Origin of the sequence: Maritimibacter sp. 55A14, from assembly GCF_003122205.1 — a bacterium.
GTDB lineage: Bacteria > Pseudomonadota > Alphaproteobacteria > Rhodobacterales > Rhodobacteraceae > QEYE01.
Genome location: NZ_QEYE01000018.1, coordinates 48,568 through 72,169, shown reverse-complemented (window position 1 = coordinate 72,169; position 23,602 = coordinate 48,568). Strand labels below are relative to the sequence as shown.

At 67.3% G+C, this 23,602-nt stretch carries 23 protein-coding genes, 1 other RNA gene and 1 pseudogene; 17 read left to right on the top strand and 8 right to left on the bottom strand.

Features of this window, described 5'->3' with window-relative positions; all coding sequences use genetic code 11:
- Positions 1–112: pseudogene (locus tag DDZ14_RS14755) on the top strand (IS5/IS1182 family transposase); the annotation flags it as partial.
- Positions 113–121: 9 nt separating this feature from the next.
- Here DDZ14_RS14755 and thyX read toward each other — a convergent pair.
- Complete coding sequence (thyX, locus tag DDZ14_RS14750; RefSeq protein WP_109425743.1) at positions 122–1,030, bottom strand: FAD-dependent thymidylate synthase; 909 nt, start codon at positions 1,028–1,030, stop codon at positions 122–124.
- 77 nt (positions 1,031–1,107) lie between these two features.
- On the opposite strand from thyX, the gene DDZ14_RS14745 reads away from it, so the two are divergent.
- The 9 genes from DDZ14_RS14745 to DDZ14_RS14705 all read left to right on the top strand — a co-directional run bounded on the left by DDZ14_RS14745 (position 1,108) and on the right by DDZ14_RS14705 (position 6,509).
- Positions 1,108–1,536 (top strand): VOC family protein, encoded by a 429-nt coding sequence (locus tag DDZ14_RS14745; RefSeq protein WP_109425742.1) that lies wholly within the window; start codon positions 1,108–1,110, stop codon positions 1,534–1,536.
- Positions 1,537–1,540: 4 nt separating this feature from the next.
- Positions 1,541–2,245 carry a DUF1194 domain-containing protein gene (locus tag DDZ14_RS14740; RefSeq protein ID WP_109425741.1) on the top strand — a complete coding sequence of 235 codons (705 nt, stop codon included), beginning with the start codon at positions 1,541–1,543 and terminating at the stop codon, positions 2,243–2,245.
- Between the two features lie 4 nt (positions 2,246–2,249).
- Entirely contained in the window at positions 2,250–2,963 is a 714-nt protein-coding gene (locus DDZ14_RS14735) for a DUF1194 domain-containing protein (protein WP_158275540.1), read from the top strand.
- Positions 2,956–3,307: a transfer-messenger RNA gene (gene ssrA, locus DDZ14_RS14730) on the top strand. The genes DDZ14_RS14735 and ssrA overlap by 8 nt, the downstream gene beginning before the upstream one ends.
- Positions 3,308–3,398: 91 nt before the next feature.
- Entirely contained in the window at positions 3,399–3,869 is a 471-nt protein-coding gene (locus DDZ14_RS14725; protein WP_109425740.1) for an SspB family protein, read from the top strand.
- Positions 3,870–3,976: 107 nt separating this feature from the next.
- Entirely contained in the window at positions 3,977–4,537 is a 561-nt protein-coding gene (locus tag DDZ14_RS14720) for a class I SAM-dependent methyltransferase (RefSeq protein WP_109425739.1), read from the top strand.
- Positions 4,538–4,585: 48 nt separating this feature from the next.
- Positions 4,586–5,977: a class II fumarate hydratase gene (gene fumC / locus DDZ14_RS14715; RefSeq protein ID WP_109425738.1), complete on the top strand. Its 1,392-nt coding sequence runs from the start codon at positions 4,586–4,588 to the stop codon at positions 5,975–5,977.
- Positions 5,978–5,987: 10 nt separating this feature from the next.
- Positions 5,988–6,170: a DUF4169 family protein gene (locus DDZ14_RS14710; protein ID WP_109425737.1), complete on the top strand. Its 183-nt coding sequence runs from the start codon at positions 5,988–5,990 to the stop codon at positions 6,168–6,170.
- Positions 6,171–6,290: 120 nt separating this feature from the next.
- Positions 6,291–6,509: a ribbon-helix-helix domain-containing protein gene (locus DDZ14_RS14705; RefSeq protein ID WP_109425736.1), complete on the top strand. Its 219-nt coding sequence runs from the start codon at positions 6,291–6,293 to the stop codon at positions 6,507–6,509.
- Here DDZ14_RS14705 and DDZ14_RS14700 read toward each other — a convergent pair.
- From DDZ14_RS14700 to DDZ14_RS14690, 3 genes are all read right to left on the bottom strand, one after another.
- Positions 6,506–7,906: a cytochrome P450 gene (locus DDZ14_RS14700; protein ID WP_109425735.1), complete on the bottom strand. Its 1,401-nt coding sequence runs from the start codon at positions 7,904–7,906 to the stop codon at positions 6,506–6,508. The genes DDZ14_RS14705 and DDZ14_RS14700 overlap by 4 nt on opposite strands.
- On the bottom strand, positions 7,903–9,126 hold the full coding sequence (locus DDZ14_RS14695) for a hypothetical protein (protein WP_109425750.1): 1,224 nt from the start codon (positions 9,124–9,126) through the stop codon (positions 7,903–7,905). Before DDZ14_RS14695 ends, DDZ14_RS14700 begins: the two co-directional genes overlap by 4 nt.
- Positions 9,127–9,208: 82 nt before the next feature.
- Positions 9,209–9,964 carry a cytochrome c biogenesis CcdA family protein gene (locus tag DDZ14_RS14690; RefSeq protein WP_109425734.1) on the bottom strand — a complete coding sequence of 252 codons (756 nt, stop codon included), beginning with the start codon at positions 9,962–9,964 and terminating at the stop codon, positions 9,209–9,211.
- Between the two features lie 92 nt (positions 9,965–10,056).
- On the opposite strand from DDZ14_RS14690, the gene DDZ14_RS14685 reads away from it, so the two are divergent.
- Positions 10,057–10,287, top strand: coding sequence for a sulfurtransferase TusA family protein (locus DDZ14_RS14685; protein WP_109425749.1), 231 nt, complete (start codon positions 10,057–10,059; stop codon positions 10,285–10,287).
- Positions 10,288–10,367: 80 nt separating this feature from the next.
- Here the strand turns inward: DDZ14_RS14685 and DDZ14_RS14680 are convergent, their stop codons facing one another.
- Positions 10,368–13,790 carry an indolepyruvate ferredoxin oxidoreductase family protein gene (locus tag DDZ14_RS14680; protein WP_109425733.1) on the bottom strand — a complete coding sequence of 1,141 codons (3,423 nt, stop codon included), beginning with the start codon at positions 13,788–13,790 and terminating at the stop codon, positions 10,368–10,370.
- A 158-nt stretch (positions 13,791–13,948) separates the two neighbouring features.
- Between DDZ14_RS14680 and DDZ14_RS14675 the strand changes: the two genes are divergently transcribed.
- The 4 genes from DDZ14_RS14675 to grxD all read left to right on the top strand — a co-directional run bounded on the left by DDZ14_RS14675 (position 13,949) and on the right by grxD (position 18,222).
- Entirely contained in the window at positions 13,949–14,869 is a 921-nt protein-coding gene (locus DDZ14_RS14675) for a LysR family transcriptional regulator (RefSeq protein ID WP_109425732.1), read from the top strand.
- A gap of 288 nt (positions 14,870–15,157) precedes the next feature.
- Entirely contained in the window at positions 15,158–17,317 is a 2,160-nt protein-coding gene (purL, locus tag DDZ14_RS14670; RefSeq protein WP_109425731.1) for a phosphoribosylformylglycinamidine synthase subunit PurL, read from the top strand.
- 66 nt (positions 17,318–17,383) lie between these two features.
- Positions 17,384–17,626, top strand: a complete 243-nt coding sequence (locus DDZ14_RS14665; RefSeq protein ID WP_109425730.1) for a BolA/IbaG family iron-sulfur metabolism protein — start codon at positions 17,384–17,386, stop codon at positions 17,624–17,626.
- A gap of 233 nt (positions 17,627–17,859) precedes the next feature.
- Entirely contained in the window at positions 17,860–18,222 is a 363-nt protein-coding gene (gene grxD / locus DDZ14_RS14660) for a Grx4 family monothiol glutaredoxin (RefSeq protein WP_109425729.1), read from the top strand.
- 79 nt (positions 18,223–18,301) lie between these two features.
- On the opposite strand, the gene DDZ14_RS14655 is transcribed toward grxD, so the two are convergent.
- Together DDZ14_RS14655 and DDZ14_RS14650 are read right to left on the bottom strand one after the other, a co-directional pair.
- The gene (locus DDZ14_RS14655) at positions 18,302–18,697 is read right to left on the bottom strand and encodes a cell division protein ZapA (protein ID WP_109425728.1); all 396 of its coding nucleotides are present in this window, start codon (positions 18,695–18,697) and stop codon (positions 18,302–18,304) included.
- A complete protein-coding gene (locus DDZ14_RS14650; RefSeq protein WP_109425727.1) occupies positions 18,690–19,130 on the bottom strand; it encodes a hypothetical protein in 441 nt (146 codons plus the stop codon). The genes DDZ14_RS14655 and DDZ14_RS14650 overlap by 8 nt, the downstream gene beginning before the upstream one ends.
- A gap of 193 nt (positions 19,131–19,323) precedes the next feature.
- On the opposite strand from DDZ14_RS14650, the gene tkt reads away from it, so the two are divergent.
- Positions 19,324–21,345, top strand: a complete 2,022-nt coding sequence (gene tkt / locus DDZ14_RS14645) for a transketolase (protein ID WP_109425726.1) — start codon at positions 19,324–19,326, stop codon at positions 21,343–21,345.
- Between the two features lie 88 nt (positions 21,346–21,433).
- On the opposite strand, the gene DDZ14_RS14640 is transcribed toward tkt, so the two are convergent.
- Complete coding sequence (locus DDZ14_RS14640; RefSeq protein WP_109425725.1) at positions 21,434–22,399, bottom strand: DUF808 domain-containing protein; 966 nt, start codon at positions 22,397–22,399, stop codon at positions 21,434–21,436.
- A gap of 190 nt (positions 22,400–22,589) precedes the next feature.
- On the opposite strand from DDZ14_RS14640, the gene gap reads away from it, so the two are divergent.
- A complete protein-coding gene (gene gap / locus DDZ14_RS14635; protein WP_109425724.1) occupies positions 22,590–23,591 on the top strand; it encodes a type I glyceraldehyde-3-phosphate dehydrogenase in 1,002 nt (333 codons plus the stop codon).
- The last annotated feature ends 11 nt before the right edge of the window (positions 23,592–23,602 follow it).

Sequence of the window (23,602 nt, the reverse complement as noted above, 5' to 3'; positions counted from 1 at the left end):
CATGTTCGGTAGGCTCAAAGACTGGCGACGGGTCGCAACCCGATATGACCGATGCCCGAAGGTATTCCTCTCCGCCATCGCACTCGCCGCAACCGTCATCTATTGGCTATGAGTCCTGACCCTAACCATCAATTACACTTTGAAACTCCCGCCACTCCCCCTTTGACATGCCGGAGTTCTCCTGCGTCACCTCCTCACCCTTCAGCATCCGCCGCACGCAGTCCAGCGCCTTGGCCGAGAGCGTGGCGCCGCCCATCCGGTAGTCCTCGAAGGCCGCATAGGCCAGCGGCACCCAGTCGGCCGCCAGCTTGCACATCGCCTCGGCATAGACGCGGATCTCGTATTGCGCGTGGGCGTCGGCCCGCAGGCGCAGGAAGTGGAAGAGGTTGTGCAGGTCGGTCTTCCAGTACCATTGCGTATAGACGTTGGCCGGCAGGTTCATCCGCGCCAGCTCGCGCGCCAGACCCTGCTGGCCGTCCTGGCTGAGCATCTCCTCGTAATGGTCATAGGCCCGCGCGGCGTCGGATTTCAGCGTCTCCAGCACGCGCGCGGCCTCGGCCCCTTCCAGCACCGCGCCGCGGCCCTGGTTGTTGACGGTGGATTGCGCGGCCAGCGCGTCGGGCTCGGGGATGTAGAACTCGCGGTCGAGGATCGAGTAGCGGGCGGAGTATTCGTTGACGTTCGCGGTGCGGTGCCGGATCCACTGGCGGGCCACGAAGACCGGCAGCTTCACGTGGAACTTGACCTCGCACATCTCGAAGGGCGTCGAATGCCAGTGCCGCATCAGGTAGCGGATCAGCCCGGCATCGTTGGAGACATGCTTCGTCCCCGCGCCATAGCTCACCCGCGCCGCCTGCACGATGGCGCTGTCGTCGCCCATGTAGTCGATCACCCGCAGGAAGCCGTGATCGAGCACCGGATGGGCGGTGTAGAGATGCGCCTCCATCCCCTCGGAGACGGCGCGCAGAGTCGGCCGGGGCGTGGCACGCAATGTGTCGATCTCGGCCTGTTGTTCCGGTGTGAGTGGCATATGTTACCCCCTGAGGCGGTCGGATTTGCGGATTCGGCTTAGCTATATATTGCGGGAAGACACGGGAGGGACACAAGATGAAGATTCGATATCTCCATACGATGGTGCGCGTGAAGGATCTCGACGCGACGATGGATTTCTTCCGCCTGCTGGGGCTGGAGGAAACCCGCCGCTGGGACAACGACGCGGGGCGCTTCACGCTGGTCTTCATGGCCCCGCCGGACCAGCCCGAGACGCCGGTGGAACTGACCTATAACTGGGACGGCGACGACGGGCTACCCTCCGACAGCCGGCATTTCGGGCATCTCGCCTACGAGGTCGAGGATATCTACGCGCTCTGCCAGCATCTGATGGACAATGGCGTGACGATCAACCGGCCGCCGCGCGACGGACGCATGGCCTTCGTGCGCTCGCCCGACAACGTCTCGGTGGAGCTCTTGCAGGCGGGCGCGGCCAAGGCCCCGGCGGAGCCCTGGGCGAGCATGGACAACACGGGCCACTGGTAGGGCGATGGTCCCGCTCCGCGCCCTTTGCCTCGCCGCCGCGCTGGCCCTGCCGCTGCCCGCGCGGGCGGGCTGCGACCTGGCGCTGGTGCTGGCGCTCGACGTCTCCTCCTCGGTCGATGCGCGCGAATACGCGCTCCAGCGCGACGGGCTGGCGGCGGCGCTCAACGCGCCCGATGTGCGCAACGCCCTGCTGGGCACGCCCGGCCGCTGGGTCAGCCTGGCCGCCTTCGAATGGAGCGGGCGCTACAAGCAGAGCACGGTGCTCGACTGGACGGCGCTGCGCAGCGAGGCGGACCTGGCACGGGTGACGGTGCGACTGGCCGCGGCCCAACGCTCGGAAACGGAATTCCCCACCGCGCTGGGCTACGGGCTGGGCTACGCGGCGGGGCTGCTCGCCCGCGCCCCCGACTGTGCGCGCAAGGTCGTCGATGTCTCCGGCGACGGGATCAACAATGACGGCTTCGGCCCGCATCTGGCCTATGCCCATTTCCCCTTCGAGGGCGTGACGGTCAACGCGCTGGTGATCGAGGATGGCAGCGCGCCGCTGTCCGCCTATTTCCGCCGCGAGGTGCTGCGCGGCCCCGGTGCGTTCCTTGAGCCGGCGACCGGCTACGGCGCCTTCGAACGCGCCATGACGCGCAAACTCCTGCGCGAGATCGGCAGTCTGATCGTCGGCGCGGCGGGTCCGGGCGCCAGGGACGGCGGCTGACCGGATGCGCCGCGCCCGCGCCCTCGCGCTCTGCCTGGCGCTCGGCCCCGCGCCGGCGGCGGCCTGCCGGCTGGCCCTGGTGCTGGCGCTCGACGTCTCCGCCTCGGTGGACACGCGCGAGTTCGGCCAGCAGACCGAGGGGCTGTCGCGGGCGCTCGATGCGCCGGAGGTTCGCGAGATCCTGCTCGACCCGGCCGCGCCGCCGGTCGCGCTGGCGGTCTTCCAATGGTCGGGCGCCGTGCAGCAGGCGCAGGTGCTGGGCTGGACGCTGCTCGACAGCGAGGCCGCGATCCGGCGCATCGCGGCGCAACGGCGCGGCAACATGGCCGGGCGCACCGCCATCGGGGCGGCCATGACCCATGCCGCCACCCTTCTGCAAGGCGCGCCAGCCTGTGGCCGCGCGACGCTCGACATCTCCGGCGACGGGCGCAACAACAGCGGCATAGCACCGAATGCAGCGGCACGCGCCCTGCCCGGCGTGACGGTCAACGGGCTGGTCATCGGCGGGGCGCTGCCGCTCGACCATTCCGGCGACATCGCCGGCGGCGTGCCGCTGGCCGAATATTACCTGCGCGAGGTGATCCGCGGCCCCGGCGCCTTTGTCGAGACCGCCGCCGATTACGGCGATTACGAACGCGCGATGCGCGCCAAGCTCCTGCGCGAGGTCGGGCATCCGGTGGTGGGCGCGCGCCGGCCCGCGCCGCGTCGAACCCCTTGATCCGAAGCGCCGGACAGCTTACATCTGTTGCGTTCCCGTTCGGGGACTATGGCGATAAACGCGCACGTAATAAGCGGATCGGACCCGGGGGCGGTACCCGGCGGCTCCACCAATTCTCCCTCGTTGGGGGCATCAGGGGCCGAAACAGGATCGACGAACGTCTAAAGGTGTCAGCTTTCGCCCGGTGAGGTACCACCGTTATCGGTCCGCAAAGTACAGTTGCCAACGACAACCGTGCTCCGGTGGCCGTTGCTGCGTAAGCAGTAACAACACCGAAACTTAAGCCCTGGCGTCTAGCAACGTCAGGCGGGGTTCGCAGGCACCTGGCAACAGAAGCCTGCACTTCCACAGCACACGGATAACGCGCATCGCGCCCCCTTTTCATCCCTCGCGAATCCCCTATGCTTGGCCCATTGCATCCGTTAGGGATCGGCCATGCAGCGCACTATCGACTATGGAAATCTGATGCACCGCGCGATGCGCGGACTGATTGCCGAGGTCCTGGGCGACATCGCCGCGCATGGGCTTCCCGGCGAGCATCATTTCTTCATCACATTCGACACCAACCATCCCGATGTGGTGATCGCGGACTGGCTTCGCGAACGCTATCCCGACGAGATGACGATCGTGCTCCAGCACTGGTTCGAGAATCTCGACGTGCGCCCCGACGGATTCACCGTCACCCTGAATTTCGGCGACCGTCCCGAACCGCTGGTCATCCCCTATGACGCGATCCTGACCTTTGTCGATCCCTCGGTGGAGTTCGGCCTGCGCTTCGAGACAGCCACGGCCGACGCGGAAGACGCCGAGGACGGCGAGGAGATCGCCGAGGCGCCGCATCAGGAGATCCTCGAGGACAGCAAGAAAGAGGCCGAGGTCGTCAGCCTAGACAGCTTCCGCAAATAGGCGGTTCGCCGCGCCGAGGGTAACGTCTGCATGAAGTTTTCCCGCCACGGGTTGAACCCGCCGCCCCTGCGCGTATACCTGTCGGGAAGTTGCGAAGGAGATCCGTCATGGTAAAGGAACTTGCGCTTTTTCTGGGCGAGATGATCCGCAATCCCGGCGATGTGCGCGCCATCGGCCCGTCTTCGGGTGCGGCCGCGCGGCGCATGACGCTGGGTCTGGAAGGCACCGAAGGCCCGGTGGTCGAGATCGGGCCGGGCACCGGCGCCTTCACCCGCGCGATCCTTAAGCGCGGCGTCGCGCCCGAGCGCCTGACCCTTCTGGAGACGAGCGAACGGTTCTGCGAGGAACTGACCCACACCTTTCCGGGCGTCTCTGTGCTCAACCGCCCCGCGCAGGACATCGGCGACCTTGGCCTCACGGGCGTCGCGGCGGTGATCTCCGGCGTGCCGCTGCTGGCCCGCCCGCAGCTTCAGCGCGAACTCCTGGGCAAGGCCTTCAGCGTCATGCGGCCCGAGGGCTTCTTCACCCAGATCACCTACAGCCCGCGCGAGATCGTATCGGCCGAGCGCCGCGCGGAACTGGGGCTGGAGGTCGAGGATCTGGGCATGGTCTGGGCCAACCTGCCGCCCGCGCAGGTTTACCGCTTCCGCGCCGCGCGACCGCATTGAATTTCCCCCGTTTGGCGTTATGACTGACGCCGCAAACGGAGGACGCACATGACCAAGACCCGCACCGAGACCGACAGCTTCGGCCCGCTCGAGGTTCCCGCCGACAAGTACTGGGGGGCGCAGACCCAGCGCAGCCTGATGAATTTCCCGATCGGCTGGGAAACGCAGCCGGTGGCGATCGTCCGCGCGCTCGGCGTGATCAAGAAAGCCTGCGCCCAGGCCAACAAGGCCAGCGGCAAGCTCGATGCAAAACGCGCCGACGCCATCATCCAGGCCGCCGGCGACGTGATCGGAGGCCGTCTCGACGACAATTTCCCGCTCGTCGTCTGGCAGACCGGGTCTGGCACGCAATCCAACATGAACGCCAATGAGGTGATCGCCAACCGCGCCATCGAAATCCTGGGTGGCGAGATCGGCTCCAAGGATCCGGTCCATCCCAACGACCACTGCAACATGGGGCAAAGCTCCAACGACACCTTTCCCACCGCCATGCATATCGCCACCGCGATGAGCGTGCGCGACGTGCTGCTGCCGGGGCTGGAGAAACTGGCCGCCGGACTGGAGGCCAAGTCCGACGAGTTCAAGGACATCATCAAGATCGGCCGCACCCATACGCAGGACGCCACGCCGCTCACCCTGGGGCAGGAGTTCTCCGGCTACGCGCATCAGATCCGCATGGGCATGTCGCGCGTGCAATCGGCGCTGCACGGGATTTACGAACTGGCGCAGGGCGGGACCGCCGTAGGCACCGGGCTCAACACCGCGCCCGGCTGGGGCGAGACCGTGGCGGCCAACATGGCCGAGATCACCGGCCTGCCCTTCGTCACCGCCCCCAACAAGTTCGAGGCCCTCGCGGCCCATGACGCGATGGTCTTCATGTCCGGCGCGCTCGCCACTGTCGCCGGCGCCTGCTACAAGATCGCCAACGACATCCGCTTTCTGGGCTCCGGCCCCCGCTCGGGCCTGGGCGAGCTGATCCTGCCGGAAAACGAGCCCGGCTCCTCGATCATGCCGGGCAAGGTCAACCCCACGCAGGCCGAGGCGCTGACGCAAGTGGCGGCCCATGTCATGGGCAACGACGCGGCGATCAAGTTCGCCGGCTCCCAGGGGCATTTCGAGCTCAACGTCTACAACCCGATGATGGCCTACAACCTCCTGCAATCCATCCAGCTTCTGGGCGACGCCGCCGACAGTTTCACCGAGCGGATGCTCTCGGGCATCCGCGCCAACGAACCCCGGATCGAGAAACTCATGCGCGAGAGCCTGATGCTGGTCACCGCGCTCGCGCCCGAGATCGGCTACGACAACGCCACCAAGGTCGCAAAGACCGCGCACATGAACGGTACCACGCTGAAGGAAGAGGCGATCGCGCTGGGCTTCGTCGATGCGGAAACCTTCGACCGCGTGGTGCGCCCCGAAGACATGATCGGACCGAAATGAGTACGCCGGCATGAATGACGGGCCGGTCAACCTGAACCGTTTCCGCAAGGAAAAGGCGCGGGCCGCCAAAAAAACCCGCGCCGAAGAAAATGCGCGCCTGCATGGCCGCAGCAAGGCCCGGAAGGCGCTGGAAGAGGCGCGGGCCGACAAGGCCCGCCGAACGCTCGACCAGCACAGGCGCTCCGATGACTGAGGCCCGCGCACCCTGCCCGGCCCCGGCTTCATCTTTCTCCAAATACTCCGGGGGTGAGGCCGCACGCCGAGGGGGCAGCGCCCCCTCCCGCCCCGCCGCGCGTCGCGCGCGGCAAGCCCGATGAGCGCGCGGCCCGTCAAACGCTCGCTCACGCTGCGCGGGCACCGCACCAGCGTCTCGCTCGAGGACGAGTTCTGGCAGGCCTTCCGCGAGATCGCCGCCGAGCAGGGAAAGCCCGTCAACGTTCTCGCCGCCGAGATCGACGCGGCCCGCGGGGTGGAGGCGGGCCTGGCCTCGGCGATCCGGGTCCATGTCCTGCGCCATTACCGCAAGGGTTAACCGGCCTCGCCTCCTGCCGATGGCGGGGCGTCGCGGCGCGTGAGCCGCAGCCGTATTCCGTCTTTCGCACGCACCGTCAGATGCGCCACCGGCACCGGCGCGTCGCCCGGCACCGGGGCGAAGCGGAAGGCCCGGCAGAGCATCGCCAGCAACAGCGGTCCCTCCACCATCGCGAACCCCGCCCCGGTGCAGACGCGCGGCCCCGCCGAGAAGGGCATATAGGCCTCGCGTTGGCAGGTCTTGCCGTTCCCGGTGCGCCAGCGCTCCGGGTCGAACCCGTCGGGATTGTCCCAGAGCCGCTCATGCCGGTGCAGGTGCCAGGGGCTCAGCACGATCTGGCTGCCCGGCGCCACCTCGCGGTCTCGGAATCGCTCCGGGCACGCCGCCTGCCGGACCATCATCGGCACCGGCGGGTAGAGCCGCAGCGTCTCGCGGAAGACGTCGCGCGCCAGCGGCAGCCGCGACATGGCACCGAAGGCTGCCCCCTGCGCGAGCACCGCCTCCGCCTCGGCGGCAAGCCGTTTCTGCACCTCCGGATTCTCGGCCATCAGGTAAAGCGCCCATGCCAGCGCCGAGGCCGATGTCTCATGCCCGGCGAGAAAGAAGATCGCGACCTGGTCCACCATCTCGCTTGTGGCGAAGCGCGCGCCGGTCTCCGGATCGGCGGTTGTCATGATCTTGGTCGCCAGGTCGTCGGGGGCGGTCCCTGCGTCGATGGCCCGCCGGCGGTCTTCGGTCAGCGCGGTGATCAGCCGCCGGATCGCGCGGGCGCTCTGCCGCGTCCGGCGTCCGTGGAGCCGTGGCATCCAGCGCGGCAGCGGCACGAAGGCGGCCAGGTTCAGAAGCGGCTGGGTACGCTGGTAGTCCCGGAACTCGCTGAAGACGCGGGCCGCCAGGTGATGCGTGATCGGGATCGAGAAGAGCGTGCGGAAGATCACGTCGGCGGCCAGATGCGAGGTTTGCGCCTCCACCTCCACCGCGTCGCCATCGGCAAGCGGCATGAGCCGCGCCACGGCGGCCTCCCCCGCCGCGACCATGGCGGGAAAGGTGTCGCGCAGCCGCCCGCCCTCGAAGGCCGGGTCGATGATCCGGCGCTGCCGCTTCCAGGTCTCGCCATTGGTCAGGAAGACCGACCGGCCCAGAAGCGGGCGCAGCCCCTCGGCGATGCGGCCGGATTTCGGGAAATCCTCGGGCCGGTCCTGCAGCACGAGATGCACGAGGTCGGGCTGGTTGACCAGGTAGGAGCGGAAAAACGGCGTGCGGAACTCGGCCATCCAGGCGCGGTAGAGCCGCGCGGGCTGGCTGGAGAAGATGTCCTGGCGGAAAAGCCTAAGGTAACGCCAGGCCGAGACCCGGCCGCCGGGGCGCGAGGCGGGTTTGGGCGGCAGCCGGCTCATGGCGCGCAGTCCCGGTAGGGCGAGAGCGGTGTCTCGATCCGGCTGGCCGAGGGGGCACGATGCGCGAAGCGCGCGGACAGGGTCCGCGGCCCCGCGGTGACGGCGAAATAGGTATAGTCGCCGGGCCGGTCGAAGGCGCAGAGATACTGGAAATGCAGCCGGAAATAGCGCCGTTTCAGGCGCGTCCAGGTCTCCGGCGCGAGCGTCTGCGTGAAGGCCGCCGACAGCACCAGCGGCCAGCGCTTGGCGGCGCGCGCGACGCCCGAGACGCTGACCGGATCGCAAAGCGCAAAGGAGCAGCCGTCGCCGGGGGCCGAGATGTCGATCCACGCCACATGGGTCTGCTCGCTCATCAACCGCAGATCGGCGCGCAGGTCGCGCGCCTCGGGCAGGAAGCTGACCATCGGGATCGCCTGGCCGAGCGTCAGCAGCGACACGGTGGGTCCGTCCGCGGGCAGGCGTCCGGCGCGGATCAGCCCCGCGAGCATCGCCAGTGCAATATGCGCGCCGGAGGAATGGCCGACGATCAGCACCTCGTCGGGCTTCTCCGCCAGCGCCTCCGCCACACGGTCGGCGAAAGATTCGATCCGGGCCTGGAGAACCGGCGGCATCGCCCCGCGCCAGCGCGCCGAGAAGGCGTAGTCATGCATCAGGTAATAGACGAAGAGCTTCGCGTCGAGGCGCCGGAACCACTCCAGCACCAGCGGCACCAGCGCCAGCCCCAGGATCCAGCCCGCCCAGCCCGGCAGCAGAAGCCCGGCCAGCCGCGCCACGCCCCAGGCCAGCAGCAGCGCCAGCGCCAGTTGCCCCAGCAGCATCACCACCGGGTAGAGCGCCGCGACGACCGGACCCTTCCTGAGCCGCACCAGCCGCCACAACGCGCCGGTTGAGATGTAGATCCAGGCGGTGCGCAGCAACAGCAGATAGGTCTGCACGATGCCGCCCGTCATCGAATCGCGCACGATGTCGGTCCAGACAAGGACCTCGATATCTGCCGTGACCTCCGCGCCCTCGATCGCCGCGGCCACGTCCCAGCCATAGACCTCGGCGCCGGTGCGGCCCGTCACGGCGATCCGGTAGCCCGAGATTTCCGCCTGCGCGGCGGCCTCGCGGCGATAAAGCTCGCGGTAGCGGCGCGGGTGGAATGGATCGTAGCCGGGGATGTAGAACACCCGCCGCCGGCGCACTGTAGCTGCCGATTCTGCCTCGCCTGACGTCATCGCGCCCTTCGTTTCTGCCGCCTGCGCGGGCAGCATAGACAGGATAGCGGGCGAAAATAAGCCCCCCGGCGCGATACCCGCCTCAGCCCAGAAGCGCCAGCGACGGGAAGGCTTCCAGAAGCCAGAAGGAAAGATCGGAGAACCCGCCGGTGATCATCAGCAGCCCGATGGTCCAGAGCAGCAGGCCCATGATCCGCTCGATCCGCTCCATATGGCGTTTCATCCAGCCCATCAGCCCGGTCAGGCGCGGGAAATAGGCGGCGACCAGCAGGAAGGGTATGCCCAGCCCGGCGGCGTAGACCGCCAGCAACGTCGTGCCGCGCTCGACCGAGGCCTCCGACGCGGCCAGCGTCAGGATCGCGCCGAGTTGCGGGCCAATGCAGGGCGTCCAGCCGAAGGCGAAGGCCAGCCCCAGAACATAGGCGCCGATGGCCGATCCGCCCCGGTCGCCCGCGTCGATGCGCGCCTCGCGTTCGAGAAACGGAATGCGGAAGACGCCCACGAAATGCGCCCCGAAAATCATCACGACGATGCCCGCCAGCGTGTTGAAAATCTGCTGGTTCTGCAGGAAGAGCGCGCCGAAGGCCGAGGCCGTGAAGCCCAGGAAGATGAAGACGGTGGAGAGCCCCAGCACGAAGAAGGCCGCGGCCAGCAACGGCTTGCGCGCCTGCACCCCGCCCGTGCCGGCCATCTCGGTCATCGAGATGCCGCCCATATAGGCCAGGTAAGGCGGTACGATGGGCAGCACGCAGGGCGACAGGAAGGACAAAAGCCCCGCCGCCAGCGCGATCAGCATCGCGGGCAGCAGGCTTGCGTCGATGATATCGATTCCGATCATGGGCTTGGTGTAACCGCTCGAGCGGGCGGGGTCACTCGGAAAGCTTTCAAATTCCCGTGGACAGTCTGTAACCTGCGGCTAGAGTGCGGCGCATGAGCTGGGATGCCGAACTCGATGCCACCGGGCTGCTTTGCCCCCTGCCCGTCCTGAAGGCCCGCAAGAGGCTTCAGGCACTGGCGCCTGGCGCGGTACTACGGGTGCTGTCCGACGACCCCGCGGCGGTGGTGGATGTGCCACATTTCTGCACCGAACAGGGGCATGAACTGCTGGGCAGTGAGCCCGCCGGCGCAGCGCGCGCGTATCTGATCCGCAAGAAAGGCTGATTGTTCGAATTTTGAAAACAATTGCCGATAAAATACGATGACTGTCTCCAAATTCTGCATGATTCCTGCAAGCGCAGGATCTATTCCGCCGCCACTTTCGCCGCCCCCTGAGGGTCGCGCAGCGCCGCCAGAAGCTCCTCGCGGCGCTTGGCGGCCTTTTCGGCATTGGCCTGCTTGACCGGGCCGAAGCCGCGGATGTCGAGCGGCAGCCGGGCCAGCGCGATGCAGGTCTCCCGCGTCTCGGGTCCGAAGCGCGCCAGCACCTTTTTCATGTCGGCCTCATACTCCTGGATAAGCGCGCGCTCCATCCGGCGCTCGGCCGAGCGTCCGAACGGGTCGAACGGTGTGCCGCGCAGGAATTTCAGCCGCGCCAGCATCCCGAAGCCCTTGCGGATCCACGGGCCGAACTCGCGCTTCTTCGGTCGGCCGTCCCGGCCCTCCTTTGCCAGGATCGGCGGCGCAAGGTGATACGTCATGGTGAAATCGCCCTCGAATTCCTCCCGCGCCTTCGCCTCGGTGTCGAGCAGCAGCCGTGCGACCTCGTACTCGTCCTTGTAGGCCAGCAGCTTGTGATAGCCCTCCGCGATCGCCTCGCGTAGCGCCGCGTCCCCGGCCTGATCCACCAGCTTGCGATAGCGCCGCGCCAGCCGCTCGGACTGATAGGCCGTCAGGTGATCGGCGCGGTAGGCGATCCGTTCTTCCAGGCTCCGGGGTTTGTCGATCACCGTGTCGGTCAGCACCTTGGCGGCTTCGGCGGGATGCTCCACCGCCCAGCGGCCCAGGCTGAAGGCGCGCTTGTTGCGTTCCACCGCCGCGCCGTTCAGCTCCACCGCCTTGTCGATCGCCTCCAGGCTCAGCGGCACGCCGCCTCGCTGCCAGGTCGCGCCCAGGATCATCATGTTGGAATAGATCGAGTCGCCCATCAGGCGGCGCGACAGTTCCGTGGCGTCAAGGAAATCCACCCGTCCGGTGCCCAGCCGGGCCTGGAGCGACAGCGTCAGTTCCTCCGAGGGGAGGCGGAACTCGGGATCGCGGGTGAAGGCGCCGGTGATGATCTCGTGGCTGTTGACCACCGCCAGGGTGCGGCCGGTTTTCATCAGCCCGATCGTCTTGGCCCCCGCCGTCGTCACCAGGTCGCCGCCGATCACGCAATCGGCCTCGCCCGTGGCGACCCGGATGGCGGAGATATCGGCGGGCCGCTCGGCCAGGCGGCAATGGATATGCACCGCCCCGCCCTTCTGCGCGAGCCCCGCCATTTCCATCACTCCCGCGCCCTTGCCGTCGATCTGCGCGGCCTGCGCGAGGATCGCGCCGATGGTCACGACGCCGGTCCCTCCGACACCGGTGATCACTACGTTATGGGTCCCGTCGATGTGCGGCAGCACGGGCTCGGGAAGATCCGGAAGATCGACCTCGACGCTGGCCTCCTTGCGGATCTTCGCACCCTCCAGCGTCACGAAGGACGGGCAGAAGCCCTTGAGGCAGGAGAAATCCTTGTTGCAAGCGGACTGGTCGATGGCCCGTTTGCGGCCAAGTTCGGTCTCCTTGGGCACGACGGCGACGCAGTTCGACTGCACCCCGCAATCGCCGCAGCCCTCGCAGACATCCGTATTGATGAAGACCCGCTTGTCGGGATCGGGGAAGGTGCCGCGCTTGCGCCGGCGGCGCTTCTCGGCCGCGCAGGTCTGCACGTAGATGATCGCCGAGACGCCCTTGGTCCGGGCGAATTTCTCCTGCACCTCGGGCAACTCGTCGCGCTCGTGCCAGGTCAGCCCGGCAGGGAAGCTCTTGCGATCCGGCTCTTCATTGGGGTCATAGACCAGCGCGATATGCTCCACTCCCATCGCCTGCAATTCGCGGGCGATCCGGTCGGGATGAAGATCGCCCTCATTGGGCTGCCCGCCGGTCATCGCCACGGCGTCGTTGTAAAGGATCTTGTAGGTGATATTGGTGCCCGCCGCCAAAGCCGCCCGGATCGCCAGGATGCCGGAATGGTTGTAGGTGCCGTCGCCCAGGTTCTGGAAGACGTGATCGCGGGTCGAGAACGGCGCCTCGCCCATCCAGTTCGCGCCCTCGCCGCCCATATGGGTGTAGCCCGAGGTTTCGCGGTCCATCCAGAGCGCCATGATATGGCAGCCGATTCCGGCATAGGCGCGGCTGCCCTCGGGCAGTTTCGTCGAGGTGTTGTGCGGGCAGCCGGCGCAGAAATAGGGCAGCCGCGACGCGATTTCGGGGGCGTTGTCGGCCTTGCGGGCTTCCTCCAGCAAGGCCAGCCCCGCCTTGACGCGGTCGGTGCCGCGGCCTTCCTCGATCAGGATCGCGCCGATTTTCTCGGCGATCATCACCGGATCGAGCGCCATGCGGGTCGGGAACAACTCCTCCTGATGCATGCCGCCCGCGCCGCCCTTGTACCAGCCATAGACGCGACGGCCGCGGCGGTCGTCGAAGATCGCCTCCTTGATCTGCACCTCGATCAGCTTGCGCTTCTCCTCGACCACCACGATCAGGTCCAGCCCCTCGGCCCAGTCGTGGAAGCCGTCCATGTCCAGCGGGAAGGTCTGGCCGATCTTGTAGGTGGTCAGGCCCAGCCGGTCGGCCTCCGGCGCGTCGATGCCCAGCAGGTCGAAGGCATGTACGAGGTCGAGCCAGTTCTTGCCCGCCGCCACGAAGCCGATCTTGGCGCCGGGCCGGCCCCAGACGCGCTTGTCCATGCGGTTGGCCTTGGAAAACGCCTCGGCCGCGTAGCGCTTGTAGTCGATCATCCGGGCTTCCTGCGGGATCCAGTGATCGCCGAGCCGGATGTTCAACCCGCCCTCGGGCATCTCGAAGTCCGGCGTGACGAACTGCAGCCGGTCGGGGCTGCCATCGACGACGCTCGTGACCTCGATCGTGTCCTTCATGGTCTTGAGCCCGACCCAGACGCCGGCGAACCGCGACAGCGCCCAGCCGTAGAGCCCGAAATCGAGGATCTCCTGCACGCCCGCGGGCGACACGACCGGCATGTAGGTATCTACCAGCGCCCAGTCCGACTGGTGGCAGGTGGTGGAGCTTTCGCCGGTATGGTCGTCGCCCATTGCCATCAGCACGCCGCCATGGGGGCTGGTGCCGGCCATGTTGGCATGCCGCATCACGTCGCCGGTGCGGTCCACCCCCGGCCCCTTGCCGTACCAGAGCCCGAACACCCCGTCATACTTGCCCTCGCCGCGCAGTTCGGCCTGCTGCGAGCCCCAGAGCGCGGTCGCCGCCAGGTCCTCGTTGAGCCCCGGCTGGAAGGTGATGTCGGCGGCTTCGAGAAGTTTTCCCGCCCGCGCCATCTGCATGTCCACCGCACCCAGCGGCGAGCCGCGATAGCCGGTGACATAGCCCGCCGTGTTCAGCCCCAGGGCGCGGTCGCGCGCCTTCTGCATCAGCATGAGCCGGACCAGGGCCTGCGTTCCGTTCAGCAGGACCTGGGACTTGCCCAGATCGAACCGGTCCGAAAGACGAATATCCTCTATGCTCATGGCGTGCCTCCCTATGGCCTGCAATATAGTCTGATATTAGGTCAAAGAAACTGACCTTCATAGGGGAATTTTTTCACAACTCTCCATTTGCAAATGCAGCATGGGGCCGGGTAACTTGACCAAACGCATCCCCCCGACAGGGAAAGACTCCGACAGTCATGGACTGGGACAAGCTAAGAATATTTCACGCCGTGGCGGATGCCGGCAGTCTCACCCATGCGGGCGAGGTGCTGCATCTGTCGCAATCGGCGGTCAGCCGCCAGGTCAGGGCACTGGAGGAAAGCCTCAACACCACCCTCTTCCACCGCCATGCGCGGGGACTGATTCTCACCGAACAGGGGGAGCTTCTCTTCGACGCGACCTCGGCGATGGTGCGCCGGCTCGACACGGCCGAGGCGCGCATCCGCGACAGCGAGGACGAGGTATTCGGGCAACTCCGCGTGACCACCACGATCGGTTTCGGCACGCTGTGGCTCGCGCCGCGGCTGGGCAAGCTCTATGACCGTTATCCCGACCTGAAGATCGACCTGATGCTGGAGGAGCGCGTGCTCGATCTGCCGATGCGCGAGGCCGATGTCGCGATCCGCATGAAGGAGCCCAGCCAGGCCGATCTCGTGCGGCGCAAGCTGATGGACGTGCATATGTGCCTTTTCGCCTCGCCGGAATATCTAGCGGCGCGCGGCACTCCGCAAAAGTTGGAGGAACTGACGCAACACCGGGTGATCAGCCAGAACACAACCAGCGCCCAGGTCAGCGCCGGTGCGACGCTGGTCCGCACGCTGCTGAGTGCCGATATCCAGGCGCACCTGACGGTAAACAACTACTTCGGCGTGTTACAAGGCGTGCTCAATCATCTCGGGATTGGCGTTCTGCCCAATTATCTGGCGGACGACTTCCCGGATCTTGTGCGGGTTCTGCCCGAGATTGCATCCAACGAAGTGCCTGTTTACCTTGCCTACCCGGAAGAACTGCGTCATTCCAAGCGGATAGAGGCGTTCCGGACGTTCGTCACCGAAGAGATCTTTGCCTATCGCAAGCGCCTGCGCGAACTCGAAGAGGCGAAGGAACAGGCGGAATAGGCCGCTCCTTGCTGTCGAATTACGCGAGATATGCGCAACAGCCATAGCTGCTATGCGACGCACCGTCCGTGTTTTTTCTTGATTGCACAGAAACCAGCCCCTACATGCCTTCTCAGAAGACGGCGTTTCGCTGCATTGCGGCAAGCCTCTTCTACCTCCCTGTTGGACTTCGGCCGAGACTTTCGTCTCGGCCTTTTTTTTGGCGCCGGGCGCGCCCTCTTGCCCCTTTTCCATCGTGCCGGCTTGGCCTATGACGGGCGCGACCGGGCTGGCAGGGGAAGACGCAACATGAACGAGCCGCAGATCACCGAGGAGCTTATCTCAGCGCACGGGCTCAAGCCCGAGGAATACGCCGAGATCCTGCGGCTTCTCAACCGCGACCCCAGCTTTACCGAGCTTGGCATCTTCTCGGCCATGTGGAACGAGCATTGTTCCTACAAATCCTCCAAGAAATGGCTGCGCACCCTGCCCACCGAGGGGTCACAGGTCATCTGCGGGCCGGGCGAGAATGCGGGCGTGGTGGATATCGGCGACGGGCAGGCCGTGGTCTTCAAGATGGAAAGCCACAACCACCCCTCCTATATCGAGCCCTACCAGGGCGCGGCGACCGGCGTGGGCGGCATTCTGCGCGACGTCTTCACAATGGGCGCGCGGCCCGTCGCGGCCATGAATTCGCTGAGCTTCGGCGCCCCCGATCACTCCAGGACACGCCGCCTGGTGGCCGGTGTGGTGGAAGGGATCGGCGGTTACGGCAACTGCTTCGGCGTGCCCACCGTGGGCGGTGAGGTACGCTTCCACCCCGCCTATAATGGAAATTGCCTGGTCAACGCCTTCGCCGCGGGACTCGCAGAGAGCGACAAGATCTTCTATTCGGCCGCGTCCGGCGTCGGCATGCCGGTCGTGTATCTGGGCGCCAAGACCGGGCGCGACGGCGTCGGCGGAGCGACCATGGCCTCGGCTGAATTCGACGACACGATCGAGGAGAAGCGCCCGACCGTGCAGGTCGGCGACCCTTTCACCGAGAAGCGCCTGCTGGAGGCCTGTCTGGAGCTGATGCAGACCGGCGCGGTGATCTCGATCCAGGACATGGGTGCGGCGGGGCTGACCTGTTCGGCGGTGGAGATGGGCGACAAGGGCAGCCTCGGCGTCCGGCTCGATCTCGACCGGGTGCCCTGCCGCGAAGAGAACATGACCGCCTACGAGATGATGCTCTCGGAGAGCCAGGAGCGCATGCTGATGGTACTGCGTCCCGAGAAGGAGGACGTCGCCCGCGCGATCTTCGACAAGTGGGATCTCGACTTCGCCGTGGTGGGCGAGACCATCGCCGAGGACCGTTTCGTGATCGAGCATGGCGGCCGGGTGATGGCCGACCTGCCGCTCAAGGCGCTCTCGGGCACCGCCCCGGAATACGACCGCCCGTGGGAGCCAACGGCGCCCGCCGCGCCGCTGGCGGATGTCCCCGCGATCGCGCCGGTCGAAGGATTGCGCGCGCTTCTGGCATCGCCTAACCATGCCGCAAAGAACTGGGTCTACGAGCAATACGACCATATGGTCATGGCCGATACCGTGCGCCGCCCCGGCGCGGGCGCGGGCGTTGTGCGGGTGCATAGCACCGGCAAGGCGCTGGCCTTCACCTCGGACGTGACGCCGCGCTATTGCCGCGCCAACCCGGTGGAAGGCGGCAAGCAGGCGGTGGCCGAAGCCTATCGCAACCTCTGCGCGGTGGGCGCGCGGCCGCTCGCCAGCACCGACAACCTGAACTTCGGAAACCCCGAGAAGCCCGAGATCATGGGCCAGTTCGTGGGCTGCATACAGGGCATCGGCGCGGCCTGCGCGGCGCTCGACATGCCCATCGTGTCGGGCAATGTGAGCCTCTATAACGAGACCGACGGCAGCGGGATCCTCCCCACCCCCACGATCGGCGCGGTCGGGCTGCTGGCCTCGCTGGAGGAGATGATCGCGGGACCTGCGCAGGACGGCGACGCGGCGGTACTGATCGGCACGGGCAAGGGCCATCTGGGCCAGTCGGCGCTGCTTTTCGAGGCCTTCGGGCGCGAGGACGGCGACGCGCCGCACGTGGATCTGGAGGCCGAACGGCGGCATGGCGAGTTCCTGCGCGCCAATCACGCGCTGATTCGGGCCGCGACCGACCTTTCCGATGGCGGGCTGGCGCTGGCCGGCTTCGAGATGGCCGAGGCCGCGGGCACCGGGCTGGCGCTGAAGGACGGCGATGCCGGCTGGTTCTTCGGGGAGGATCAGGCGCGCTACCTTCTGGCAGTGGCGCCGGACGCGCTCGATGACTTGCTGTCCGCGGCCGACGCTGCCGGGGTGCCCGCGCAGCAGGTCGGCCGGTTCGGCGACGCCGGGATCGCCCTGGGTGGGTCGGCCACACCGATGGACGAATTGAAATCGCTCTGGCGCGGCGCCTTCGCCGCCGCCCTGGCTTGAACGGCAGACCTTGCTCTGCGGCTTTGCGCGCACTAATTCTGTTGCGAACCGAAAAGGGAGAAGCCGATGGCGATGGAAGCAGCCGAGATCGAGCGACTGATCCGCGAGGTGTTCCCCGAGGCGCAGGTCACGATCACCGATCTGGCCGGCGACGGGAACCACTACGCGGCCGAGGTGATCGACGAGAGCTTCCGCGGCCAGAACCGCGTGCAGCAGCAACGTGCGGTCTATGCCGCGCTGAAGGGAAAGATGGACGGGACGAATGGCGAGTTGCACGCGCTCGCCCTGACCACCAAGGCGCCGGGCTAGATCGTGGCGGCGCTCGATCCACATCCGCTGGCCATTCTGGTCCTGACGCCCTTCGTCGCGATCTTCGTCGGGGCGGGTTGGATGAAGGTCCGACAGTGGTGGAAGCACGGTCCGGCCGTCTACGACCGGTCTAACTTTCCAATCGATACGAGCGCTCCCGGCTACGTGCCGCCGCCCGGCGAGACGGACGCAAGCGAGCCCGCAGTGACCACTTCAAATACAGAGGCCCCGAGATGACCGATGCAAAGACCCAGATCGACGACACCGTGAAATCCAACGACGTGGTGCTGTTCATGAAGGGCACCAAATCCATGCCGCAATGCGGCTTCTCCTCCCGCGTGGCGGGGGTGCTGAGCTACATGGGCGTGGAGTTCACCGACGTGAACGTGCTGAGCGACGACGCGATCCGGCAGGGCGTCAAGGATTATTCCGACTGGCCCACCATCCCGCAACTCTATGTCAAGGGCGAGTTCGTGGGCGGCTGCGACATCATCACCGAGATGACGCTGTCGGGCGAGTTGGACAAGCTCTTCGAGACCCAGGGCGTCGGCTACGACAAGGCCGCGGCCGAGAAGATCCGCGAAGCCAACGCCTAGACGCGGCGCAGCCCGAAGGCCCAGAAAGCCCGGCAGGGTTCCCCGCGCCGGGCTTTTTCATTTCCTTCGCGCCGCCGGCTCAGCCGGCGGCGCGTTCCTCCACCTGATCGGCCAGCGCCTCGGCGCGCGCCGCGATCTCGGCCATCGTTTCGGTCACTTCGGCGGGGATCACCGGCACCTCGACGCGCTTCGGAGCGGGCGCGGGCGTCTCGCGCATCTCCTCGATCAGCGCCTGCTTCTCGGCCAGATCGTCGCGTAGGGCGCGCAAATCCTCCTCCAGCCCGGCGGTCTTGTCGGCCAGCATCAGCGCCGCCATCAGCAGCATCCGCGATTCCGGCAGCCGGCCGATCTGTTCGGCCAGAACCTGCGCCTCGCCATCCAGCATCGCCGCGGCGGCGCGCAGGAAATGCTCCTCCCCGTCCTGGCAGGCGACCTGGAAGACCCGGCCGCCGATCTCGATCGAAACCTCAGGCATTTGCGGCCTCCTGTTCCAGAAGCGGCTTGAGGTCGCGCAGGATCGCGTCGATCTCGGCGGCCTCGGCCTGGCGTGCGACTGTGAGCGCGTGCAACTCGGCGCGCAGCCCCTCCTCCACCGCATCGGCATCGCCCAGCATCGCCTCGTTCTGCTCTCGCAGTTTGGCGTTGCTGGCGCGCAGTTCCGCATTCACGTTGCCAAGCTGGGCGATCTGGGTTTCCTTGAGTGAAATATGCTCCATCAGGCCCGCGACCTTCTCCTCCAGCTTCGCGATCCGCTCGCCGGTCTCCTGCACCGTCGCCTCGGCACGCTCCAGCGCTGCCGTGAGTGCGGCGTTCCGGTCACCTCCCGTCGCGGTGCCGGCATCCAGCCCCGCCGCGATCCGGTCAAGCGCCGCGCGGATGCGGCCTTCCAACTCGTTCAACTCGCTCATGCGTCCGTCCTGTCCGTTCCAGCCCGTTCCGAATCGACCAAACGCGCTCCCGGCGCCAGTCTACCCAATGCGTGCGGAAAATGCTGCCCCCCGGCAACGACGCGGCGGTGCAGCGCTTGCACTTCACGCGCGGGCTGCTATCACGCGCCCAATGTCCAATGTCGCGACAGCGACCTCAAGGGAGCGCGCCCCAGTGGAAATCGCCGATCTTCGCAAGACCCATCCCCAGCACTGGCAGAACGCCTGCGCGATCCGCGCCCTGGCCATGGACGCCGTGCAGGCCGCCAAGTCGGGCCATCCCGGCATGCCGATGGGCATGGCCGACGTGGCCACGGTGCTCTTCGAGAAGCACCTCAAGTTCGACGCCTTCGCCCCCGCCTGGCCCGACCGCGACCGTTTCATCCTGTCCGCCGGGCATGGCTCTATGCTGCTCTACGCGCTGCTGCACCTGACCGGCTACGAGGACATGACGCTGGATGAGATCAGGAATTTCCGCCAGCTTGGCGCGCGGACCGCGGGGCATCCCGAATACGGCCATGCCGCGGGGGTCGAGACCACGACCGGGCCGCTCGGACAGGGCATATCGAACGCCGTGGGCTTCGCGATGGCCGAGGAGTCTCTGCGCGCGCGTTTCGGGCGCAAGCTGGTGGACCACCACACCTGGGTGATCGCCGGCGACGGCTGCCTGATGGAGGGCATCAGCCACGAGGCGATCGGGCTTGCCGGGCGGCAGCGGCTGGGCCGGCTCACCGTGCTGTGGGACGACAACGGCATCTCCATCGACGGCAAGATCGAACTGTCGGACGTGACGGACCAGAAGAAGCGCTTCCAGGCTGCGGGCTGGCACGTGCTCTCCTGCGACGGGCACGACCCGGACGACATCGACCGGGCGCTGAGCGCGGCGCGAAAATCCTCGCGGCCCACGCTGATCGCCTGCCGCACCCATATCGGCTTCGGCGCGCCGGGCAAGGAGGGCACCTCGGCCGCGCATGGGTCGCCGCTGGGCGAGGACGTGATCGCCGCCACCCGCGAGATCTACGGCTGGCCCTACGGCCCCTTCGAGATCCCCGACGACATCCGCGCGCAATGGGCGGCAATCGGGGCGCGCGGCGCGGATGAGCGGCAGGCCTGGGAAGCCCGGCTCGCCGAACAGGGCGCCGGCCGCCGGCGTGCCTTCGAGCGCGTGCTTTCGGGCGCAGCGCCAGCGCAGCTTTCGGCCCGGATCAAGGCACTCAAGAAGCAGCTCTCCGAAGAGGCGCCCAAGGTCGCCACCCGCAAGGCCAGCGAGATGGCGCTGGAGGTGATCAATCCGGTGATGCCCGAGACGATCGGCGGCTCGGCGGACCTGACCGGCTCCAACAACACGCTGACCGGCGATCTGGGCATTTTCGAGCCCGGCAACCGCAAGGGCCGCTATGTCTATTACGGCATCCGCGAGCACGGCATGGCGGCGGCGATGAACGGCATGGCGCTGCATGGCGGCATCCGTCCCTATGGCGGCACCTTCCTGTGTTTCACCGACTACGCGCGGGGCGCGATGCGGCTCTCGGCCCTGATTGGGGTGCCCACGGTCTATGTGATGACCCATGACAGCATCGGGCTGGGCGAGGACGGCCCGACGCATCAACCGGTCGAGCATCTGGCGATCTGCCGCGCCACGCCCAACACAAGGGTCTTCCGGCCCGCCGACGCGGTGGAGACCGCCGAGGCCTGGGAACTGGCGCTGACCAGTGTGCGCACCCCTTCGGTGCTGGCGCTGTCGCGGCAGGGCCTGCCCACGCTGCGCCGCGAGCACAAGGTGAAGAACCTGACCGCGCAGGGCGCCTATGTGCTGGCCGAGGCCGGGGCGAAACGGAAGGCGATCCTGCTGGCCACCGGCTCGGAGGTGGAGATCGCGATGGCCGCCCGCGCGCTGCTGGAGGCCGAGGGCATCGGCACGCGCGTGGTCTCGATGCCGTGCTGGGAGCTGTTCGAGGCCCAGGACGAGGCCTATCGCAAGCGCGTCCTGCCCGCCGGACCGGTTCGCGTCGCCGTGGAGGCCGGCATTCGCTTCGGCTGGGACCGTTGGCTCTATGGCGAGCGCGGCCGGCGCGAGAAGTCGGGATTCATCGGGATGCACGATTTCGGCGCCTCCGCGCCCGCGCCCGAACTTTACGCCCATTTCGGCATCACCGCGGAGGCCACCGCCGAGAAGGTGAAGTCGCTGCTGAAGTGACCGGCCGGGCTGGGGGGCTGTCTGCCCCCCGGCCCCGCGGCGCGGGGCCGCCCCCCGAGGATATTTCGGGCAAGAAGAAACCGGGCGGTCAGTCCGCCCGCGGCCGCAGCGCGGCGATGAGCGGGCCCACGAGACGGGTGGCGGCCGGGATCAGCGCGAGCCCCAGCGCGAGGCCGAAGAGCCCGTTCAGCCCGGCGGTCACAGCCCATTCCACGGCGCCGACAAGCGCGGCGGGCGCGGCATGGGCGGCGGCCAGGGCGATGCCGTGGATCAGGTGGCCCGGACCGGGCAGCGCCAGCACTTCCAGCCCGTGCAGGACGATCGCGCCGCCGACCCAGAGCATCGCCGCCGTGCCCACCGTGGAGAGCAGGCTCATGAGCCGCGGCATGGCGCGCACCAGCCCGCGCCCCAGCGCGCGGCCTGGCGCCGTGCGGGCGGCGCCCGCGAGATGCAGCCCGATATCGTCCATCTTCACGATCAGTGCCACGCTGCCATAGACCGCGACCGTCACCAGGATGCCGACCAGCGCCAGTGTCGCGGCCTGCATCCAGAACGCGCCGGCCGGGATCTCGGACAGCGCGATGGTCATGATCTCGGCCGACAGGATGAAATCGGTCTTGATCGCCCCCGCGACCTTGCGTTCCTCAAGGTGGCCCGGATCGCCGGTGGCCATGTCGGCCTCCACATGCGGATCGCCATGCGGGAAGAGGAAATGGAAGACCTTTTCGGCCCCCTCGAAACAGAGATAGGCGCCGCCCAGCATCAGGAGCGGCGTGATCGCCCAGGGCGCGAAATGCGACAGCGCCATCGCCACGGGCAGCAGCACCAAGAGCTTGTTGCGGAAGGATCCCTTGGTGATCCGCCAGATGATCGGCAGCTCGCGCGCGGGCGCGAATCCGTGCACGTAGCGCGGCGTCACAGCGGCGTCGTCGATCAGCACGCCCGCGGTCTTGCCACCGGCCTTGGCCGCCGCGCCCGCGATATCGTCGACTGACGTCGCCGCAACCTTGGCGATCGCCGCAACATCGTCGAGGAGAGCCAGCAATCCGCTCATGTCCGATCCTCCGCCCGGGTCCTGTCGCTGATAGCGTTGCGGCCCGCGTCAGGCAAGCCGCGCGGCGCGCGGCGCGGCAAGCTTGTCGCAGTTTGCGCTAACAGTGCGGCCTGCCTGCCTTTTACGTCTTTCAGCCCCGCGCAAGGGCCGCTATATGGCCGCCAAACCCATCATGCGCAGGAGTATTCCCATGACCATCACCGTCGGGATCAACGGAATGGGCCGGATCGGCCGCTGCACCCTTGGCCATATCATCGAGAGCGGGCGCAACGATGTGGAGGTCGTCAAGATGAACGCGACCGGCCCGATCGAGACCAACGCCCACCTGATGCGCTATGACAGCGTACATGGCCGGTTCCGCGGCGATATCCGGGTCGAGGGCGACACGATGGATCTGGGCCGCGGGCCGATCAAGGTCTTCTCCACCTACGACCCGCATGAGTTGGACTGGTCGGGTTGCGACATCGTCCTGGAATGTTCCGGCAAGTTCAACTCGCGCGAGGCGGCGGCCGTGCATCTGGAGCATGGCGCCAGGCGGGTGTTGGTCTCTGCCCCCGCCAAGGGCGCGGACCGCACCGTGGTCTTCGGCGTGAACGACAAGGACATGAAGCCGTCCGAACTGGTAATCTCCAACGGCTCCTGCACCACCAACTGCCTGGCCCCGGTGGCCAAGGTGATGCATGACGCCTTCGGCATCGAGAGCGGCATCATGACCACCATCCACAGCTATACCGGCGACCAGCCGACGCTGGACCGCCGCCACAAGGACCTCTACCGGGCGCGCGCCGCGGCGATGGCGATGATCCCGACCTCCACCGGCGCGGCCAAGGCGCTGGGCGAGGTACTGCCGGAACTGGCCGGGAAGCTCGACGGCACCGCGATGCGCGTGCCCACGCCCAATGTCTCGGCCGTCGATCTGAGCTTCGTCGCGGGCCGCGACGTGACCGTGGAGGAGGTCAACGAAGCCGCGCGCAAGGCCGCGGAAGGCGCGATGGCCGGCATCCTGGCCTGGGATCCCGAGCCCAAGGTTTCCATCGACTTCAATCACACCACCGAGTCGTCGATCTTCGCGCCCGACCAGACCAAGGTCGTGGGCGGCCGCCTGGTGCGGGTGCTGGCCTGGTACGATAACGAATGGGGCTTCTCCTGCCGCATGGCCGACATGGCCGTGGCAATGGGCCGGCAACTCTGATCGCGCGGGCG

Bases quoted from the DNA above. Each gene is read 5' to 3' on its own strand.
- thyX (WP_109425743.1), bottom strand. From the start codon at position 1,030: ATGCCACTCACACCGGAACAACAGGCCGAGATCGACACATTGCGTGCC.
- DDZ14_RS14745 (WP_109425742.1), top strand. From the start codon at position 1,108: ATGAAGATTCGATATCTCCATACGATGGTGCGCGTGAAGGATCTCGAC.
- DDZ14_RS14740 (WP_109425741.1), top strand. From the start codon at position 1,541: ATGGTCCCGCTCCGCGCCCTTTGCCTCGCCGCCGCGCTGGCCCTGCCG.
- DDZ14_RS14735 (WP_158275540.1), top strand. From the start codon at position 2,250: ATGCGCCGCGCCCGCGCCCTCGCGCTCTGCCTGGCGCTCGGCCCCGCG.
- DDZ14_RS14725 (WP_109425740.1), top strand. From the start codon at position 3,399: ATGCAGCGCACTATCGACTATGGAAATCTGATGCACCGCGCGATGCGC.
- DDZ14_RS14720 (WP_109425739.1), top strand. From the start codon at position 3,977: ATGGTAAAGGAACTTGCGCTTTTTCTGGGCGAGATGATCCGCAATCCC.
- fumC (WP_109425738.1), top strand. From the start codon at position 4,586: ATGACCAAGACCCGCACCGAGACCGACAGCTTCGGCCCGCTCGAGGTT.
- DDZ14_RS14710 (WP_109425737.1), top strand. From the start codon at position 5,988: ATGAATGACGGGCCGGTCAACCTGAACCGTTTCCGCAAGGAAAAGGCG.
- DDZ14_RS14705 (WP_109425736.1), top strand. From the start codon at position 6,291: ATGAGCGCGCGGCCCGTCAAACGCTCGCTCACGCTGCGCGGGCACCGC.
- DDZ14_RS14700 (WP_109425735.1), bottom strand. From the start codon at position 7,906: ATGAGCCGGCTGCCGCCCAAACCCGCCTCGCGCCCCGGCGGCCGGGTC.
- DDZ14_RS14695 (WP_109425750.1), bottom strand. From the start codon at position 9,126: ATGACGTCAGGCGAGGCAGAATCGGCAGCTACAGTGCGCCGGCGGCGG.
- DDZ14_RS14690 (WP_109425734.1), bottom strand. From the start codon at position 9,964: ATGATCGGAATCGATATCATCGACGCAAGCCTGCTGCCCGCGATGCTG.
- DDZ14_RS14685 (WP_109425749.1), top strand. From the start codon at position 10,057: ATGAGCTGGGATGCCGAACTCGATGCCACCGGGCTGCTTTGCCCCCTG.
- DDZ14_RS14680 (WP_109425733.1), bottom strand. From the start codon at position 13,790: ATGAGCATAGAGGATATTCGTCTTTCGGACCGGTTCGATCTGGGCAAG.
- DDZ14_RS14675 (WP_109425732.1), top strand. From the start codon at position 13,949: ATGGACTGGGACAAGCTAAGAATATTTCACGCCGTGGCGGATGCCGGC.
- purL (WP_109425731.1), top strand. From the start codon at position 15,158: ATGAACGAGCCGCAGATCACCGAGGAGCTTATCTCAGCGCACGGGCTC.
- DDZ14_RS14665 (WP_109425730.1), top strand. From the start codon at position 17,384: ATGGCGATGGAAGCAGCCGAGATCGAGCGACTGATCCGCGAGGTGTTC.
- grxD (WP_109425729.1), top strand. From the start codon at position 17,860: ATGACCGATGCAAAGACCCAGATCGACGACACCGTGAAATCCAACGAC.
- DDZ14_RS14655 (WP_109425728.1), bottom strand. From the start codon at position 18,697: ATGCCTGAGGTTTCGATCGAGATCGGCGGCCGGGTCTTCCAGGTCGCC.
- DDZ14_RS14650 (WP_109425727.1), bottom strand. From the start codon at position 19,130: ATGAGCGAGTTGAACGAGTTGGAAGGCCGCATCCGCGCGGCGCTTGAC.
- DDZ14_RS14640 (WP_109425725.1), bottom strand. From the start codon at position 22,399: ATGAGCGGATTGCTGGCTCTCCTCGACGATGTTGCGGCGATCGCCAAG.
- gap (WP_109425724.1), top strand. From the start codon at position 22,590: ATGACCATCACCGTCGGGATCAACGGAATGGGCCGGATCGGCCGCTGC.